The 16,533-nt window shown below is 32.2% G+C and carries 8 protein-coding genes; 6 read left to right on the forward strand and 2 right to left on the reverse strand.

All coding sequences use genetic code 11. The annotated features are described in order from the left end of the window. Nucleotides 1–199: 199 nt before the first annotated feature. Nucleotides 200–1,063 (forward strand): YitT family protein, encoded by an 864-nt coding sequence (locus tag OCU55_RS19145; RefSeq protein ID WP_261853895.1) that lies wholly within the window; start codon nt 200–202, stop codon nt 1,061–1,063. Nucleotides 1,064–1,200: 137 nt separating this feature from the next. Here the strand turns inward: OCU55_RS19145 and greA are convergent, their stop codons facing one another. After that, the gene (greA, locus tag OCU55_RS19150) at nt 1,201–1,671 is read right to left on the reverse strand and encodes a transcription elongation factor GreA (protein WP_261853896.1); all 471 of its coding nucleotides are present in this window, start codon (nt 1,669–1,671) and stop codon (nt 1,201–1,203) included. A 462-nt stretch (nt 1,672–2,133) separates the two neighbouring features. Here greA and OCU55_RS19155 point away from each other — a divergent pair, with 462 nt between their 5' ends. From OCU55_RS19155 to OCU55_RS19175, 5 genes are all read left to right on the forward strand, one after another. Then, on the forward strand, nt 2,134–4,602 hold the full coding sequence (locus OCU55_RS19155) for a GH39 family glycosyl hydrolase (protein WP_261853897.1): 2,469 nt from the start codon (nt 2,134–2,136) through the stop codon (nt 4,600–4,602). 333 nt (nt 4,603–4,935) lie between these two features. After that, entirely contained in the window at nt 4,936–5,742 is an 807-nt protein-coding gene (gene srtB, locus OCU55_RS19160; protein ID WP_261853898.1) for a class B sortase, read from the forward strand. A gap of 176 nt (nt 5,743–5,918) precedes the next feature. Further along, nucleotides 5,919–8,678: a prolyl oligopeptidase family serine peptidase gene (locus OCU55_RS19165; protein WP_261853899.1), complete on the forward strand. Its 2,760-nt coding sequence runs from the start codon at nt 5,919–5,921 to the stop codon at nt 8,676–8,678. A 609-nt stretch (nt 8,679–9,287) separates the two neighbouring features. Continuing rightward, nucleotides 9,288–10,448 carry an iron-containing alcohol dehydrogenase gene (locus OCU55_RS19170; protein ID WP_261853900.1) on the forward strand — a complete coding sequence of 387 codons (1,161 nt, stop codon included), beginning with the start codon at nt 9,288–9,290 and terminating at the stop codon, nt 10,446–10,448. Between the two features lie 372 nt (nt 10,449–10,820). Next, on the forward strand, nt 10,821–12,263 hold the full coding sequence (locus OCU55_RS19175) for a 6-phospho-beta-glucosidase (protein ID WP_261853901.1): 1,443 nt from the start codon (nt 10,821–10,823) through the stop codon (nt 12,261–12,263). A 118-nt stretch (nt 12,264–12,381) separates the two neighbouring features. Here OCU55_RS19175 and OCU55_RS19180 read toward each other — a convergent pair whose 3' ends face one another. Further along, entirely contained in the window at nt 12,382–16,467 is a 4,086-nt protein-coding gene (locus OCU55_RS19180) for an Ig-like domain-containing protein (RefSeq protein ID WP_261853902.1), read from the reverse strand. Nucleotides 16,468–16,533 lie beyond the last annotated feature (66 nt).

A 16,533-nucleotide genomic window follows, 5' to 3' on the forward strand; every position in this document is an offset into this window, starting at 1 on the left:
AAATTGAACAATACAAGAGGTTTAAGAAATTAAAGTATTGAGCTATAATAAATAGGTATGTATTATTCAGTTCTATGACCTTATGTGGCTAAATAAAAATAGATTGTTGCATTTTACTAGTTTAAGGTACTGTGTCGCAATTAATTGACTTGAATATAAAAAGTTTATATATAACAAAATATTTAAGGAGAAATATTCGATGATTAAGAGATACTCAGCTATATTGAAGAATATATTATTAATTTTACTGGGAAATACAATATATGCTATGGCAGTTACTATGTTTATACTTCCAACTGGATTAATTACAGGTGGGACAACCGGGCTAGCACTGCTATTTTATCATCAGCTCAATGTGCCTATTACTATATTTGTTTCTATATTTAATATAAGTATGTTTGTATTAGGAGCAGTGATTCTCGGAAAGAAATTTGCATTTACTACACTTATTAGTACTTTCTATTATCCTTTTATTTTAGGAGTTTTGCAGACTATTCCTGAATTAAAAAATATGACTTCTGACCATCTACTTGCAACAATCTATGCAGGAATAATGATCGGATTTAGTATAGGGATAGTAATAAAAGCAGGTGCATCTACAGGAGGGATGGACATACCTCCTCTTGTATTAAACAAAAAACTTGGGTTTCCAGTATCAGCGGTAATGTATGCATTAGATTTTACTATACTTCTGTCTCAAATACTTTTTGCTAATAAAGAGCAGGTTCTATATGGAATTTTATTAGTGTTAATTTATACAGTAGTGCTCGATAAAGTCTTATTACTTGGTCAGTCAAGAACTCAGGTTAAGATTATAAGTGATAAGTATGAAGAAATTAATCAAATGATTATTAAGTACCTTGATAGAGGATCTACTTTAATCCAAGCTGAAACAGGTTATTGTCATAATAACAATTTGGTTGTACTCACTGTAATCTCAAATCGTGAACTTTCTAAGCTAAATGAACTTGTTAATTCTGTAGATCCTAAAGCCTTTATGATTATTAATAGGGTTAATGAAGTAAAAGGCAGAGGATTTACTATGGAGAAGTATTATATATAAATATGATTTGCAGCAATGACATACCTTCATAATTAAGAGAAGCTAATATTACTTATATTTAGAAAAATAAAAATCATGTATGAAGTTGATTAATCCTTCACACATGATTTTTTAATTAAGTATAATTTAACTTTTTATTATTCCTGAAATACCTCTAATATCTCTACGTTATAATTTTCACCAGGAGCATTAACTTCAACAACATCTCCAGCCTTCTTACCGGATAACGCTTTTCCTAAGTCAGATTCGATACTTATCATCATATTATCAGGATCTAAATCCATTGTAGTTACTAAGGTTACAACAGTCTCAAAATCATCTTCTATGAATTTAACTTTGGCTTTACTATTAAGTCCTAATACTGATTTATCTATGCTTTCATCATCTACAATAATGGCTGTTGAAATCATAGTCATTAAGTATTGAATTCTATTGTCATTTTCTCTATAGTTAGCACAAGCTTCCTTGTACTCTGCATTTTCCGATCTATCACCATGTGCAGCTGCTTCTAACTTTTCTCTTGCAATTTCAGCTCTTTTTGTAGTGAGTCTATATTCTAATTCTTCTTGTAATTTTCTCATGTTTTCAGCTGTTAATGTGTTGTTCATAAAATAAGTTATCCTCCAATGAAATTATTATATTAATATTATATAACAAAATAGAAAAAACAAAAGATACTATGCTAATAATATCAATTTTTGCTATCAATCATTTGATATTATTTTTACCTTCAAACTTTTCTAATGAATTGGTACATCCATAAACTGATTTAATCCAAAACCTATTTTCAAAACTCCGCTGGGTTCCGGGAGGAGAATTCGAAAGCGCAAATATAAAAGTACTATCAAGTTAATTGACTATTATTGGTAAAAGCAATATAATGATCTTATCATTATAAATTAAACGCTTACATGAAATTGTTGGATTGTAACTGACTTGATCAGGCGAGACCTTCATTAATAAGAAGCAGGATGAAACCTATCTTTTTATTAATAGAGGTCTTTTTTACTATATAGGAAAATATAAAATTTTAATACAAAATTATTTATAGATATAATGGGGGGATATTAATGAGATATACAAATGAGATTATAGATACGATAGGAGAAATTCCGGTTAAACTATATATTGAAAGCATTAAAACCTCAAGTTACTACTTAAATCCAAAGCTAATTTTGATATTTGTTATTAAAGGTGAAGTTCTTATAAAGCAAGGAGACAAAGGTTATAAACTAAGAGAAGAAGATATTATTTTAATTAATCCAAACATAATGTACAGTATTGATAGTTCAAGTACTAATCAAATCTATATTTTAGAAATAGACTCTAAATATTTTAATAATTTATATAGTAACTTTAGTGATTTGATACTTGAAGTAAACTCCTTAAATATTGATGAAGTCAATATGCAAGATTATAAAAATATTAAAGGTATAATTATAAAGCTACTAGAGGTATGTTTAAATAAACAAAATGGATATTTATTATTAGCAAAACATTTAATAATGGAACTCATAGTACTACTAATTAATAAGTTTACCGTTGATAAAATAGAGAATACATTTTCTATAAATCATGATGATGAAAGGATAAACAGTATTATAAAGTTTGTACTTACTCATTATAAAGAGAAAATAAGTTTACAGGATATTTCACAATATATGCATTTAAATTCTCAATATATATCTAGATATTTTTCAAAACAAATGGGCATTCCTCTAAACGCTTTTATTAGTAATGTACGATTAGAAGAGTCTATAAAGGATTTGGTACTATCGGATAAAAAAATTACTTTTATTGCATTAGAAAATGGATTTCCAAATTTAAAATCTTACTTTAAGGCTTTTAAAGAAATCTATGGCATGACTCCTTCAAAATATAGAAATATTTACTTAAATGAAATAAAAGAAAATTTACTGGAATTAGATTTTTCTAAGTTTAATTTACAGAATATATCAAACAACGAAAACGATAAACTTAGGTTATTACCTGAAAAAAAACAAAGCTATGTAATTGACTTAAATTCTTCAGTGAGTACCTTGGATAAGAGTTGGAAAAAGATTTTAGCTTTTGGTAGGGCTGCAGAAGGTATGAGGGAAGAGCTAAGAAATCAATTGAGATTGGTTCAAAAAGATATAAGCTTTGAATATGTAAGGTTTCATGGAATACTTTCTGATGAGATGCGAGTTTATAGTGAAGATGATCAGGGGAATTCAGAATATAACTTTACCTATATTGATGAACTTATAGATTTTTTATTGGAGATAAAGCTTAAACCATTCATAGAACTTGGATATATGCCTGATCAACTTGCAGCTGAAAAGAAATATATATTTGCATGGAAAGCTAATATTAGTTTTCCTAAAAGCATAAAGAAGTGGAATAAATTAATAAGAAGTTTTGTGAAACATCTTATAGAAAGATATAGTATTAATGAAGTAGAAAAGTGGTATTTTCAAATTTGTGACCAGTGGAGTTACTTCAATACTGAAGATCAGAAGTATTTTGAATTCTTCAAAGAAACTTATAGTAGTGTAAAACAGGTTGAAGCCAAGCTAAGAGTTGGAGGGACATTTGATTTGCAACTTTTAGATAAGTATAGTTGCTATTTAAAAGATGAAAGGATAGCATTAGACTTTATTGCTGTAAGAACTTATTCATTATTGCCAATTGGAAAATCAGATTCACTTGAACTTATTAATAAGTTTGGAAAGGTGTCAGACAATGAATTAATACTTCAGAATTCTTTAGATTATTGTTTCTACGCTAATGAAAGATTTATTAGTGAGTATATAGATAATTTTGTTAATAAAATAGATAAGTATAAATTAGATATAAAAGAGTTTTTTGTTACTGAATGGAATACCACTCCAAGTCAAAAAGACTTATTACATGATACATGCTTCAAGGCTTCATTCTTCGTAAAAGATATTGTTGCTAATTTTAATAAAGTTGATGGTATGGCATACTGGTCCTTTAGTGATATATTTGAAGAAACTAAAGCAAGTAACAATATCTTTCATGGAGGACTTGGCTTTATAACTAACAATGGAATAAAGAAGCCAATCTATTATGCATATCAACTTATGAATAGATTAGGAAATAGCATAATAAGAAAAGAAAATGATTTCATAGCCACTAAGAATATCAATAATTCTATTCAGATTTTAACATTTAACTATTGTCATTTTATAGATGATAAAAAGCAATGCCACTCAAAAGATATTACTTTAAAAAATAGATACCATGTTTTTGATGAAAAAAGTAAAAATATAAGTTTTGTTTTAAAAGGATTGTCTGGAGAAGTAGTGGTGAAAATATATAGGATTAATAAAGAAAATGGATCAGCTTATGACGAATGGCTTAGAATTGGCGCACCAAAGTCCATGGAAACTGATGAACTTAATTATATTAAAAATAAATCAATATTCGGATATAGAATGAAGAGTATTGATATCAACGGTGATTTAATAATAAATGAAAAGATGGAACCACATGAAGTTATGTTAATTGAAATTATACCTGTTAAAAATAGCTAAATATATTGGAACTGTTAAAGTAACCTGTTGAATATAGCCAATACATTAATTAAATAATTAGAAAAAAGTATATAAAATGTTGAAGAAATAGAGTGTTGAAAAACGCTCTATTTTTTTACTGGAGAAGAGGTGTGTAAACTTGTTCCATTTTTTGACTTTTATGTAGTGAAAATAATTTAAATTTCTTAGTTTATAAAAAATAAGGCAAGAAACAATAATAAAACGGTATGTAAAAATCTATAAATGGAAAGCTTTACAATTGTATGAAATATATAATTAATTTGCTGAGAAGTTATGAAGGCTTGGCATTTCAAAATGGGGCAGGAGACATATATGGTTAATAATGAAAAAGGTGGGAAAGGTAAATTAAATAAAACAGATTTTAAGAAGAAAGCTTCCTTTAGCAGCTCTCTAAAAATAATTATGGTATTAATTTGTGCAGGTGCTTTTTTATATTCTGCCTATAGTTTATACATCATAGGGAGTGAGTATAAGAAAGGTACTGATGAATACAAAGATTTACAAAGGTATGTTGAGAAGGTTCCTAATAACGGCAAATCCACAAAAGCTTCGAAGATAGACTTTGATAATCTTAAAGCGATAAATAGTGATATTGTTGCATGGATTCATTTTGAGAGTATTGGAATTGACTACCCTATTGTAAAAGGTACAGATAATAACTTTTATTTAAAGCATACCTTCAAGAAGGAGGAAAACAAAGCAGGAAGTATTTTTATGGATTATGAAAATAATAGCCAGTTTAAAGACTTACATACCACAATATATGGTCATAATCTGAAGAATTCATCAATGTTTAGTGCATTAATGAAGTATAAAGATAAAGATTTTTATGTGTCCAATCCTTATTTCTGGATTTATACTCCAAATGGAGATTTAAAATGTGAAATTTTTTCTTGCTATATAACAGGAAGTACTAGTGAGAGCTATAATAAGAGTTTTAGTACAAAGGATGAATATGATAAATTCTTAAAAACTTTAAAGAAAAGTTCTATTTATGACACTAGGGTAGAAGTTACTGTAGATGATAAAGTATTGAGTTTATCAACTTGTACAAATTCAGATAAAGATAGTCGAATAATTGTACATGCAAAGGTTTTAAAACAGCAATCATACAGTTGAATACATCTATTATTTGTTCAGATTAAAATTATATTAGTTTTAGTAGTTAGAAAAATAATATTGACTATAGCTAAAAATTAACAAAATAAGCTAGTTATTAAATGAGTACTTTATGATCATTGATATAGATTTTAAAGTAAAAAAAGGTTTAAAAGCCTGAGATATGGGGGGTAAAAATGGCAAGTATATTTAAACGTGGTGGAAAGCTAATGCTTGCAGTTATTTTAGCAAGCGCAATGGTAGCTTCTCCAGTGAGAAGTGTTTTTGCTGCAGAAGCTCAAGCAACATCTTACCGTACAGTTACTGAGGTGTTTGACTGGGGATCAGCAACAACAAAGGTCATTGTTGACTTAGGTAAGAAAGTAGATAAAGGCTCAGTTGGTACAGATACTTTTAAAGTACATGTATTGAGAACTGATACTAGACCAAATACTGCGATTACTGGTGCTGCAGAAGGTGATCGAACTATCACTAAAGCATATGTTTCAGATAAGGACGGTAATGCTGTTGACAGTGGCAATTATGCAGTGCTCGAAATGAGTGTTGGTCCTGATGATACTTTAAGTTCTCCAATTAATTTCAGTATGACAACATTCATGAATGGGTGGGTTAAATGCGATTACACGATAACTCAACAAAAGGATATTGCATCAAGTTCAGGGACAATCTCAGGACTAGTTGTTAATACTTCTGCCGGAGATACTAAACCTATTGTGGATAGTTTTAAACTTGGACAAGCAACCTATGACAATGTTACTTTACATTATTCAAATTATACACCTGAAAAAGATAATAACAAACATCCATTAGTTATATGGCTTCATGGTATGGGAGAAGGCGGAACAGATGGATTACTTCCTATCACAGCAAATAAGGCAGATAACTTTGCTTCAAAGCAAATGCAAGCATATTTTGGAGGAGCTTATGTTCTAGCACCTCAAACTCCAACCTTCTGGATGGAGGGCTTTAATGGCTTTGGAGATGGAACTTCAAAATACGAAAATGCACTTATGTCATTAATTAAAGATTATGTTGCAAGTAATAAAGACATTGACACAAGCAAAATTTACATCGGTGGAGATTCTAACGGTGGATATATGACAATGCTTATGGCAAGAGATTATACAGATTATTTTGCAGCTGCATTTCCAACTTGTGAAGCTTTAAAGGATACTTTAATAAAGGATTCAGATATTGAGAAGATGAAGAACCTTCCAATATGGTTTACTGCAGCTAAAACAGATACTACAGTTCCAATAAATGACTATGTGGTTCCAACTTATAATCGTTTAGTGAAGGCTGGAGCTAAGAATGTTCATTTCTCATTATTTGATAAGGTAGTTGATACAACAGGTTTATATAAAAAGGCAGATGGATCACCATATGAATATATGGGTCACTGGTCATGGATATATGTCTACAATAACCAATGCACAGATACAATTAACGGAAAAAATACAACAATAATGGAATGGCTAGCTAGTCAAGCTAAAGTTAAGTCTACAAGTTATTCAACAGTTACTGAAGTACAGGACTGGGGTCCAGCAATCACAAAAGTAATCGTTAACTTGGGTCAAAAAGTAGATCAAGGCTTAATAGCTACTGACACATTTAAGGTTCATGTTCTAAGAACTGAAAATAGACCAAATACTTTAATGCTAGGTGCTGCAGAAGGAGACCGTAAAGTTACAAGGGCATATGTTTCTGATAAAGATGGAAATGCTGTGGCTAGCGGTAGTTACGCAGTTCTTGAAATGGAAATTGGTCCAGATATAGCATTAGGTTCACCAATGAACTACAGTTTATCCAATGGATTAAATGGATGGGTAACTTCTAATTACACAATTACAGAGCAAAGAGATATAACATCTGGTTCACAAACAATCAGAGGTTTAGTAGGAAATGTATATGCAGGTGGAACCAAGATACTTGCAGACCAATTTACTACTTCACAAGGAACTTACGATAATAGCACACTACATTATGCAAGCTTTGCACCAGCAAAGGATAGTAAAAAACATCCATTAGTAATTTGGTTACATGGTGCAGGAGAAGGTGGAACTGATGGTTTTCTTCCAATCATGGGAAATAAGGCTGTAAACTTTGCATCACCTGAAATGCAAAAATATTTTGAGGGAGCATATGTATTAGCACCACAGGCACCAACCTTCTGGATGGACGGGTTAAATGGTGGCAGAGGAGATGGAACTTCAAAATATGAAAAAGCTCTTATGTCTTTGATAAAAGAGTATGTTGCTAATAACAAGGATATTGATACAAATAGAGTATACATTGGTGGAGACTCTAACGGTGGATATATGACAATGGTTATGGCTAGAGACTATACAGATTACTTTGCAGCTGCATTCCCAACTTGTGAAGCTTTAAAAGATACATTAATAACTGATGCTGATATACAAAAATTAAAAAATATTCCATTATGGTTTACTGCTTCAAAAACAGATACAACAGTTCCTGTAAATAGCTTTATGGTTCCAACTTACGAGCGTTTAGTAAAAGCAGGAGCAAAGAACGTTCATATGACATTGTTAGAAAAGGTACTTGATACTACAGGTTTATACAAAAAAGCTGATGGTACACCATATGAATACATGGGACATTGGTCATGGATATATGTATACAATAATCAATGTGTAGATACAATCAATGGAAAGAGCACAACAATTATGGAATGGTTAGCTGCTCAAGAAATAAGTAAAGCAGTACCAACAACACCAACACAAACAACACCACCAACTCAAACATCATCAACTTCAACAAATACTAGTGCAACTTCAACATCAGTAAGCAGCACAAGTACAACTTCACCACAAACTGGTGATTCAGCACCAATACTACCATTAGCATTACTAATGGCTGCTTCTGTAGCAGGTGGATATGTGCTACTAAGAAAAAAAGGTGTGAAACAACAATAATATATATGTAAAGCAAACAAGAAGAGTGAACTCTGTACTGCAGAGTTCACTTTTTTGCTGTATAGGAATTTATAAAGTTTTAAAGATAGCTAAACTTTGATATTTCAATGCTTTAAGGAGCTTTTTATCTCTATACAGTAAAAAAATAAAACTTATTAGCCTGTAAGTTTCCTCATATGCATTCGGAAAGGCAGATGCGTTAAAAAAGCTCACTGAAGAAGGCCGCTTCAGTGACTTTTTTACTGTATGAGAAAGTATAAAGTTTTCATATTAGTTATTTAACTAAAAATTATGATTAAAAATACTAAAAGCAATTGAAACTAGCATTTTAGGCATAACTTTTTAAAAAGTTATATATTTAAAAAGTTTATGGATTAAAAATTCACAACTTACTGTAGTACTGCGATGTTAATCGTATCAGATACTCAGTGAAATACAAAAAGGAGGGTTTGTTATTATACAATAGTGAAAGACTAACAGAATAAACAAAGAATTTACTATTACATTTTACGGAGATAGTATTGACTTAGAGTTTACTGTAAGGGGTATACTTGAAGTATAAAAAGTTAAAGATTGTAAAGATTTGTGCATTAATAGGAGGAAGAAAAGATGGATAATTTTAAGTTTAATGCTTATACTGAAATGCTATTTGGTAAAGGTCAAATTTCTAACCTTCCAGAAGTATTGAAAAGACATGGAAAAAATGTATTGCTTGCTTATGGTGGTGGAAGTATAAAGAAGAATGGAATATATGATAATATTCTGGAATTACTAAAAGATTTTAATATAGTAGAACTTAGTGGTATTGAACCAAATCCAAGAATTGAAACTGTAAGACGTGGAGTAGAGCTTTGCAAAGAAAATAAAATTGATGTTATACTAGCTGTTGGTGGCGGAAGTACTATAGACTGTGCGAAGGTTGTAGGAGCTGCTTACTACTATGATGGAGATGCTTGGGATATAGTTACTGACCCTGCTAAGATAGATAAAGTTTTACCTATAGTGACTATCTTAACACTAGCTGCAACTGGATCAGAAATGAATAAGAATGCAGTTATTTCTAAGATGGATACAAATGAAAAGATTGGAACAGCATCTTGGAATATGATACCTCAAACATCAATTCTAGATCCTGAATACTTATATACTTTACCAGCTATCCAAACAGCGGCTGGTTGTGCAGATATAATGTCTCATATTATTGAAAATTACTTTAAGAAAACTACTGATGCTTTTGTACAGGATAAGTTTGCAGAAGGATTGTTACAAGCTTGTATAAAATACTGTCCTATAGCATTAAAAGATCCAAAAAACTATGAAGCTCGCGCTAACATGATGTGGGCTAGCTCAATGGCACTTAACGGTCTCACTGGAAGTGGTAAGGCAGGAGCATGGACTTGTCACCCAATTGAGCATGAATTAAGTGCATACTATGATATAACTCATGGAGTAGGTCTTGCTATATTAACTCCAAGATGGATGAGATATATATTGAGTGAAGAAACAATTGATAAATTCGTTGATTATGCAATAAATGTATGGGATTTAGAACCTAAGGGAGATAAATTTGCTCTTGCAAATGAAGCAATAAATGCTACAGAAGACTTCTTTAAAGCTTGCGGAATTCCAATGACTTTAAGTGAATTAGGAATAGACAAAACAAACTTTAAGGAAATGGCAAAATCAGCTGTTGAGAATGGTGCTTTAGCATATGCTTACGTTGCTTTAAATGAAGAGGATGTATATAAGATTTTAGAGATGTGTATTTAAAAAAGATATCAAAGGCTCCACTGTTATTTGAAAATGGAGCCTTTAATTAAAAAATAAATAATTATATTTATTGACTATTAAGACTATCATAAATATAATTAAGGTATATAAACGCTTACATATAGTTGTAGGATTGTAACTGATTTGATCAGGCGAGACCTTCATTTAGTAAGAAGTGAGACAAACTCTCTCTTTTTATTAATTGAGGTCTCTTTTGTTTTTATTTATTAGTTCATTGGATAATGACAATAAGTAGTAAAAATATACTCAGTAAGCGATATTGTTGAAACTTAAAAAGGTCGTAATCGCTACAAGACTTTTCATTAAGTTTTGGGTTGAAAAAGAATAAAATATATTTTTGGAGGTATAGAAATGTCAATTAATACAAATAAATTACCACAAGGATTCTTATGGGGCGGAGCTACGGCTGCAAATCAATGTGAGGGTGGATATTTAGAAGGAAATAAGGGATTATCTACAGTAGATGTAATTCCAGCAGGAAAGGATCGTTTTCCTGTGATGCTTGGAAAGATGAAGATGTTTGAGTGCGATGATAAGCATTTGTACCCAAGCCATGAGGCTATTGATTTCTATCATCATTATAAAGAAGATATAGCATTATTTGCAGAAATGGGCTTTAAGTGTTTTAGGATGTCTTTAGCTTGGTCTAGAATATTCCCTAATGGAGATGATGCAGAACCAAATGAAGAAGGATTAAAATTCTACGATGATGTATTTGATGAATGTTTAAAATACGGCATTGAGCCATTAGTTACTATAACTCATTTTGATGTACCTATGAACTTAGTAAAAACAATCGGTTCATGGAGAAGCCGTAAGATGGTAGATTATTATGAAAGATTATGTGAAGTTATATTTAATAGATATAACAACAAAGTAAAGTACTGGCTTACTTTCAATGAAATAAACATGCTATTACATCTTCCATTCATTGGAGCAGGTTTAACATTTGAAGAAGAAGAAAATGTAGAAGCAGTAAAATATCAAGCTGCACATCATCAATTAGTTGCAAGTGCTAAAGCCACTAAAATAGCTCATGAAATAAATCCTGAAATTAAGGTTGGATGTATGCTAGCAGCAGGTAATACTTATGCTAATACTTGTGCTCCTGAAGATGTATGGAAGTCAATGGAGAAGGATAGAGAAAACTATTTCTTCATAGATGTTCAATCTCGTGGAGAGTATCCAAACTATGCAATAAAAATGCTTGAGAAGAATAATATAGACCTAAAAATGGAAGTGGGAGATCTTGAGTTATTAAAGGATAATACTGTAGATTTTATATCCTTTAGTTACTATTCTTCAAGACTTACAAGTGCTGATCCAGAAGTTAATAAAGAAACTGCAGGCAATGTATTTGCTACCTTAAAAAATCCATACCTAAAGGCAAGTGAATGGGGATGGCAGATAGATCCGTTAGGACTTAGAATAACTATGAATTCTATCTACGATCGTTATCAAAAACCATTATTCATTGTGGAAAATGGCTTAGGTGCTGTGGACAATCCAGACGAAAATGGATATGTAGAGGATGACTATCGTATAGAATATTTGAGAGCTCATATCAAAGCAATGGAAGATGCGGTTAATGAAGATGGTGTAGAACTTATGGGATATACACCATGGGGATGTATAGACTTAGTAAGTGCATCTACTGGTGAGATGAAGAAGAGGTATGGATTTATATATGTAGATAAAGATAATGAAGGTAATGGAACACTAAAGCGTTCTAAGAAGAAGAGTTTCTACTGGTATAAAAAAGTTATAACTACAAATGGAGAAGATTTAGAGTAAAAATTTATTAGCTATTATGTACAAAAACTCTAAAATAAAAATTGTTTAACCACAAACTTTTATGCTAATTAAAGCCCACGACATGCTCGTCGTGGGCTTTTTTTGTATTTTTTATAAACTAATTTGTTACTGTTACAGTACACCTTGCAACCTTTGTAGGATCTTGCACAGAAGTTACGGTTATGGTTGCGATACCTAATCCTACTGCATGAAGAGTACCATTTGAATCAACGGTTACTACTGCAGAATTACTTGTTGTCCATTTTACTGATTTATCAGTAGCATTAGTTGGATTTATAGTAGCTATTAATGTTACATCAGCACTATTTAATTTAAGAGGAACAGTAGTTTTATCTAGGGTTATACTAGTAACTCCATAGATAACAGTTAAGTCTTTTGTAGCAGTAAAGCCTCCATCAATAGTTTTAGCTGTGATGGTTACTGTACCAGGAGACACAGGAGTAACTACACCAGTAGAACTTACCTTTGCGATAGCTTCGTTGCTGCTAGCCCAAGTAACGGTCTTAATAGTAGCGGTAGAAGGAGCTATTGCAGTGCCTAAAGTTAAAGTGCTTCCCATTTTAACAATTGTTGTACTAGAAACTACACTTACGCCAGTAACTGGTACAGGTACAATAACAGTACATCTTGCAACTTTAGTTGGATCCTGAATAGATGTAGCTGTTATGCTAACTGAGCCATACGCTATAGCATGAACAGTTCCTTTTGAATCAACAGTTGCTATGTTAGGATTGCTGCTAGTCCAAGTTAATGATTTATCTGTAGCATTGCTTGGATTAACGGTTGGAACTAAAGTTATATCGCTCTCACCTAATCTGAGATAGGTTGAAGTTTTATCAAGAGTTATACTAGTAACTCCATAAATAACTGTTAAATCTTTTGTTGTAGTAAAACCTCCATCAGTAGTTTTAGCAGTTATGGATACTGTACCAGGAGCAACAGGAGTAACTAAACCAGTAGGACTTACTTTAGCAATAGTTTCATTACTACTAGACCAAGTGACAGTCTTAATTGTAGCTGTTGTAGGAGCAAACACAGTGCCTAAAGTTAAAGTAGTACCCATTTTAACAATTGATGTACTAGAAATTACGCTTACACCAGTAACTGGTACAGGTACAATAACAGTACATCTTGCAACTTTAGTTGGATCCTGCACTGAAGTAGCTGCTATAGTTACTGAGCCATACGCTACAGCATGAACAGTTCCTTTTGAATCAACAGTTGCTATGTTAGGATTACTGCTAGTCCAAGTCAATGATTTATCTGTAGCATTGCTTGGATTAACGGTTGGAACTAAAGTTATATCGCTCTCACCTAATCTGAGATAGGTTGAAGTTTTATCAAGAGTTATACTTGTAACTCCATATATAACCGTTAAATCCTTAGTTGAAGTAAAACCACCGTCAGTAGTTTTAGTAGTTATGGTTACTGTACCAGGAGCAACAGGAGTAACAACACCGGTAGCACTCACCTTAGCAACAGCTTCATTACTACTAGACCAAGTAACTGTTTTAATAGTAGCTGTTGTAGGAGCAAATACAGTGCCTAAAGTTAAAGTACTTCCTATCTTAACAACTGAAGTACTTGAGGTCACGGTAACTCCAGTTACAGGAACTGGAACAATGATTGAGCATCTTGCTACTTTTGTTGGATCTTGAACAGATGTAGCTGTTATAGTAGCTGAACCATACGCTACAGCATGAACAGTCCCATTTGAATCAACAGTAGCTATGCTAGGATTGTTGCTAGTCCAAGTTAATGATTTATCTGTAGCATTGATTGGATTAACGGTTGGAACTAAAGTTAAATCGCTATCGCCTAATCTAAGGTAAGTTGAAGTTTTATCAAGAGTTATACTAGTAACTCCATAAATAACTGTTAAATCTTTTGTTGCGGTAAAACCTCCATCAGTAGTTTTAGCAGTTATGGTTACTGTACCAGGAGCAATAGGAGTAACAACGCCAGTAGCACTTACTTTAGCAACAGCTTCATTACTACTAGACCAAGTAACTGTCTTAATTGTAGCTGTTGTAGGGGCAAATACAGTACCTAAAGTTAAGGCGCTTCCCATCTTTACAACTGAAGAACTTGAAAGAACACTTACACCAGTAACTGGTACAGGTACAATAACAGTACATCTTGCAACCTTAGTTGGATCTTGAACAGATGCAGCTGTTATAGTAGCTGAACCATACGCTACAGCATGAACCTTACCAATTGAATCAACAGTTGCTATGTTAGGATTGCTGCTAGTCCAAGTTAATGATTTATCTGTAGCATTGCTTGGATTAACGGCTGGAACTAAAGTTAAATCATTGTCACCTAATCTAAGGTAAGTTGAAGTTTTGTCAAGAGTTATACTTGTAACTCCATATATAACTGTTAAATCTTTTGTTGCAGTAAAACCACCGTCAGTAGTTTTAGTAGTTATGGTTACTGTACCAGGAGCAACAGGAGTAACAACACCGGTAGCACTCACCTTAGCAACAGCTTCATTACTACTAGACCAAGTAACTGTTTTAATAGTAGCTGTTGTAGGAGCAAATACAGTGCCTAAAGTTAACGTACTTCCCATTTTAACAACTGAAGTGCTTGAAAGGATACTTACGCCAGTAACTGGTACAGGCACTATAACTGTAAACCTTCCAATCTTAGTTGAATCTTGTACAGAAGTTGCCGATATAATAGCAGAACCATAGGTTACGGCATGGACTTTTCCAGTGGAATCTACAGTAGCTATACTTGAATTACTGCTTGTCCAGGTAAGTGATTTATTAGTAGCTCCAGTTGGACTAATATTAGCAATTAGTGTAATATCTTCACCACCTAATCTAACATAAGGTGAAGATGAAGTTAGGGTAACACTAGATACTCCTTGTATAACTTTAATGTTGCAAGTAGCAGTATAATTTCCATCGGATGTTTTAGCTGTAATAATTGCAGTCCCACCTCCAATAGCCTTTACTATTCCTCCTACAACAGTTGCAACTGAAGGATCACTTGTAGACCAAATAATCGTTTTATTGCTAGCGTTGATAGGAAGAACTGTAGCAGTAAGCGTGCTAGTAGCACCAGCTGCTAAAGTCAAATCACTATTAGATAAAGTTACAGAACTTACACTAACTGGAGTAAAATAAGTAAAGGATAAATTTAATATTACATCTCCAGTTATGCTGCTTCTGCTGTAATCAGCATAGGAATAAGAATAAGATGTAATGTTTGAAATTCCTTTTATTGCAGTAGCAATATCGGTTGAAAGAGAAGAAACCTTCATATATCTTACTCTAATTTTGCTTTGATTGTTTTTAATAGCTTCTTGAATTTTAGCATTTAACTCTGTAGCATCATTTACAGTATATTCAGTATTTAGTAAATTTAGATCTAATGCATCACTTAAACCTTGGTAGAGTGAAGCATTAGCTGAATCACTAATAAGCTTAGCGTTTAGAGTAGCTGCAAAGTCAGTGGTAGCTGCAGGATAACTTTTCACCCATGAATGGTTTAATTTTATTTGAGCATCAGTTAAGTTGTAATAGTTATAAGTTACTCTACCAACTACGTCTGGCAATGGATCATCCCAAGTTGTATCAAAGTGATACCATACTCCATCAAGATTAACTAAATTCCAAGCATGAGCTTGTCCACCAGCAGTTCCTTCTACTATCTTAGTTTGAATACCAGCTTGGTTTAACATCTTGTATGATAATAATGCATACCCTTGGCATACCGTTGTGTATGGAGATACAACTGCATCATAATCTGAATGTTTTATAAGCGTAGTGTCATAAGCCACATTCTTTTCTATCCAATCATGAATAGCCTTTTCTTTTGCAAAATCATTCATTCCAGTGGTTATTATTTGACTTAAAATGTCATTAACTTTGGTGCTGACATAACTATCCTGGGCAGCAGTATTCCAGTAGTTAAAAGTAAAGTTTATAGTTGCAACTCCGCCGCTAACAGTATATGAATAGGAATAACCTTTACTAGTGTAATGTAAATAGTCATCAGCATTATATATACTGTTTATAGTATTGGAAATGTCACTACTTAGGGTTGAAGTACTTCCGGTATAACTTATACTGTATGTAGTCTGTCTTGAGTGCATGGCAGAAGAAATTTTTGTATTCAAATCTGTAATAGTAGCAACAGAATCAATAGAGCCATACACTTTTAAAGTCAAAAGAGCAATAAAGAAAAGAGAGAACATAGAAAGTTTTAGAAAATTTGATTTTAAACCTTTTGTTAT

Source organism: Clostridium folliculivorans (assembly GCF_024341905.1).
GTDB lineage: Bacteria > Bacillota > Clostridia > Clostridiales > Clostridiaceae > Clostridium_AR > Clostridium_AR folliculivorans.

Excerpts from the sequence above, each read along its gene's own strand:
- OCU55_RS19145 (WP_261853895.1), top strand. The coding sequence starts at position 200 with ATGATTAAGAGATACTCAGCTATATTGAAGAATATATTATTAATTTTA.
- greA (WP_261853896.1), bottom strand. The coding sequence starts at position 1,671 with ATGAACAACACATTAACAGCTGAAAACATGAGAAAATTACAAGAAGAA.
- OCU55_RS19155 (WP_261853897.1), top strand. The coding sequence starts at position 2,134 with ATGAGATATACAAATGAGATTATAGATACGATAGGAGAAATTCCGGTT.
- srtB (WP_261853898.1), top strand. The coding sequence starts at position 4,936 with ATGGTTAATAATGAAAAAGGTGGGAAAGGTAAATTAAATAAAACAGAT.
- OCU55_RS19165 (WP_261853899.1), top strand. The coding sequence starts at position 5,919 with ATGGCAAGTATATTTAAACGTGGTGGAAAGCTAATGCTTGCAGTTATT.
- OCU55_RS19170 (WP_261853900.1), top strand. The coding sequence starts at position 9,288 with ATGGATAATTTTAAGTTTAATGCTTATACTGAAATGCTATTTGGTAAA.
- OCU55_RS19175 (WP_261853901.1), top strand. The coding sequence starts at position 10,821 with ATGTCAATTAATACAAATAAATTACCACAAGGATTCTTATGGGGCGGA.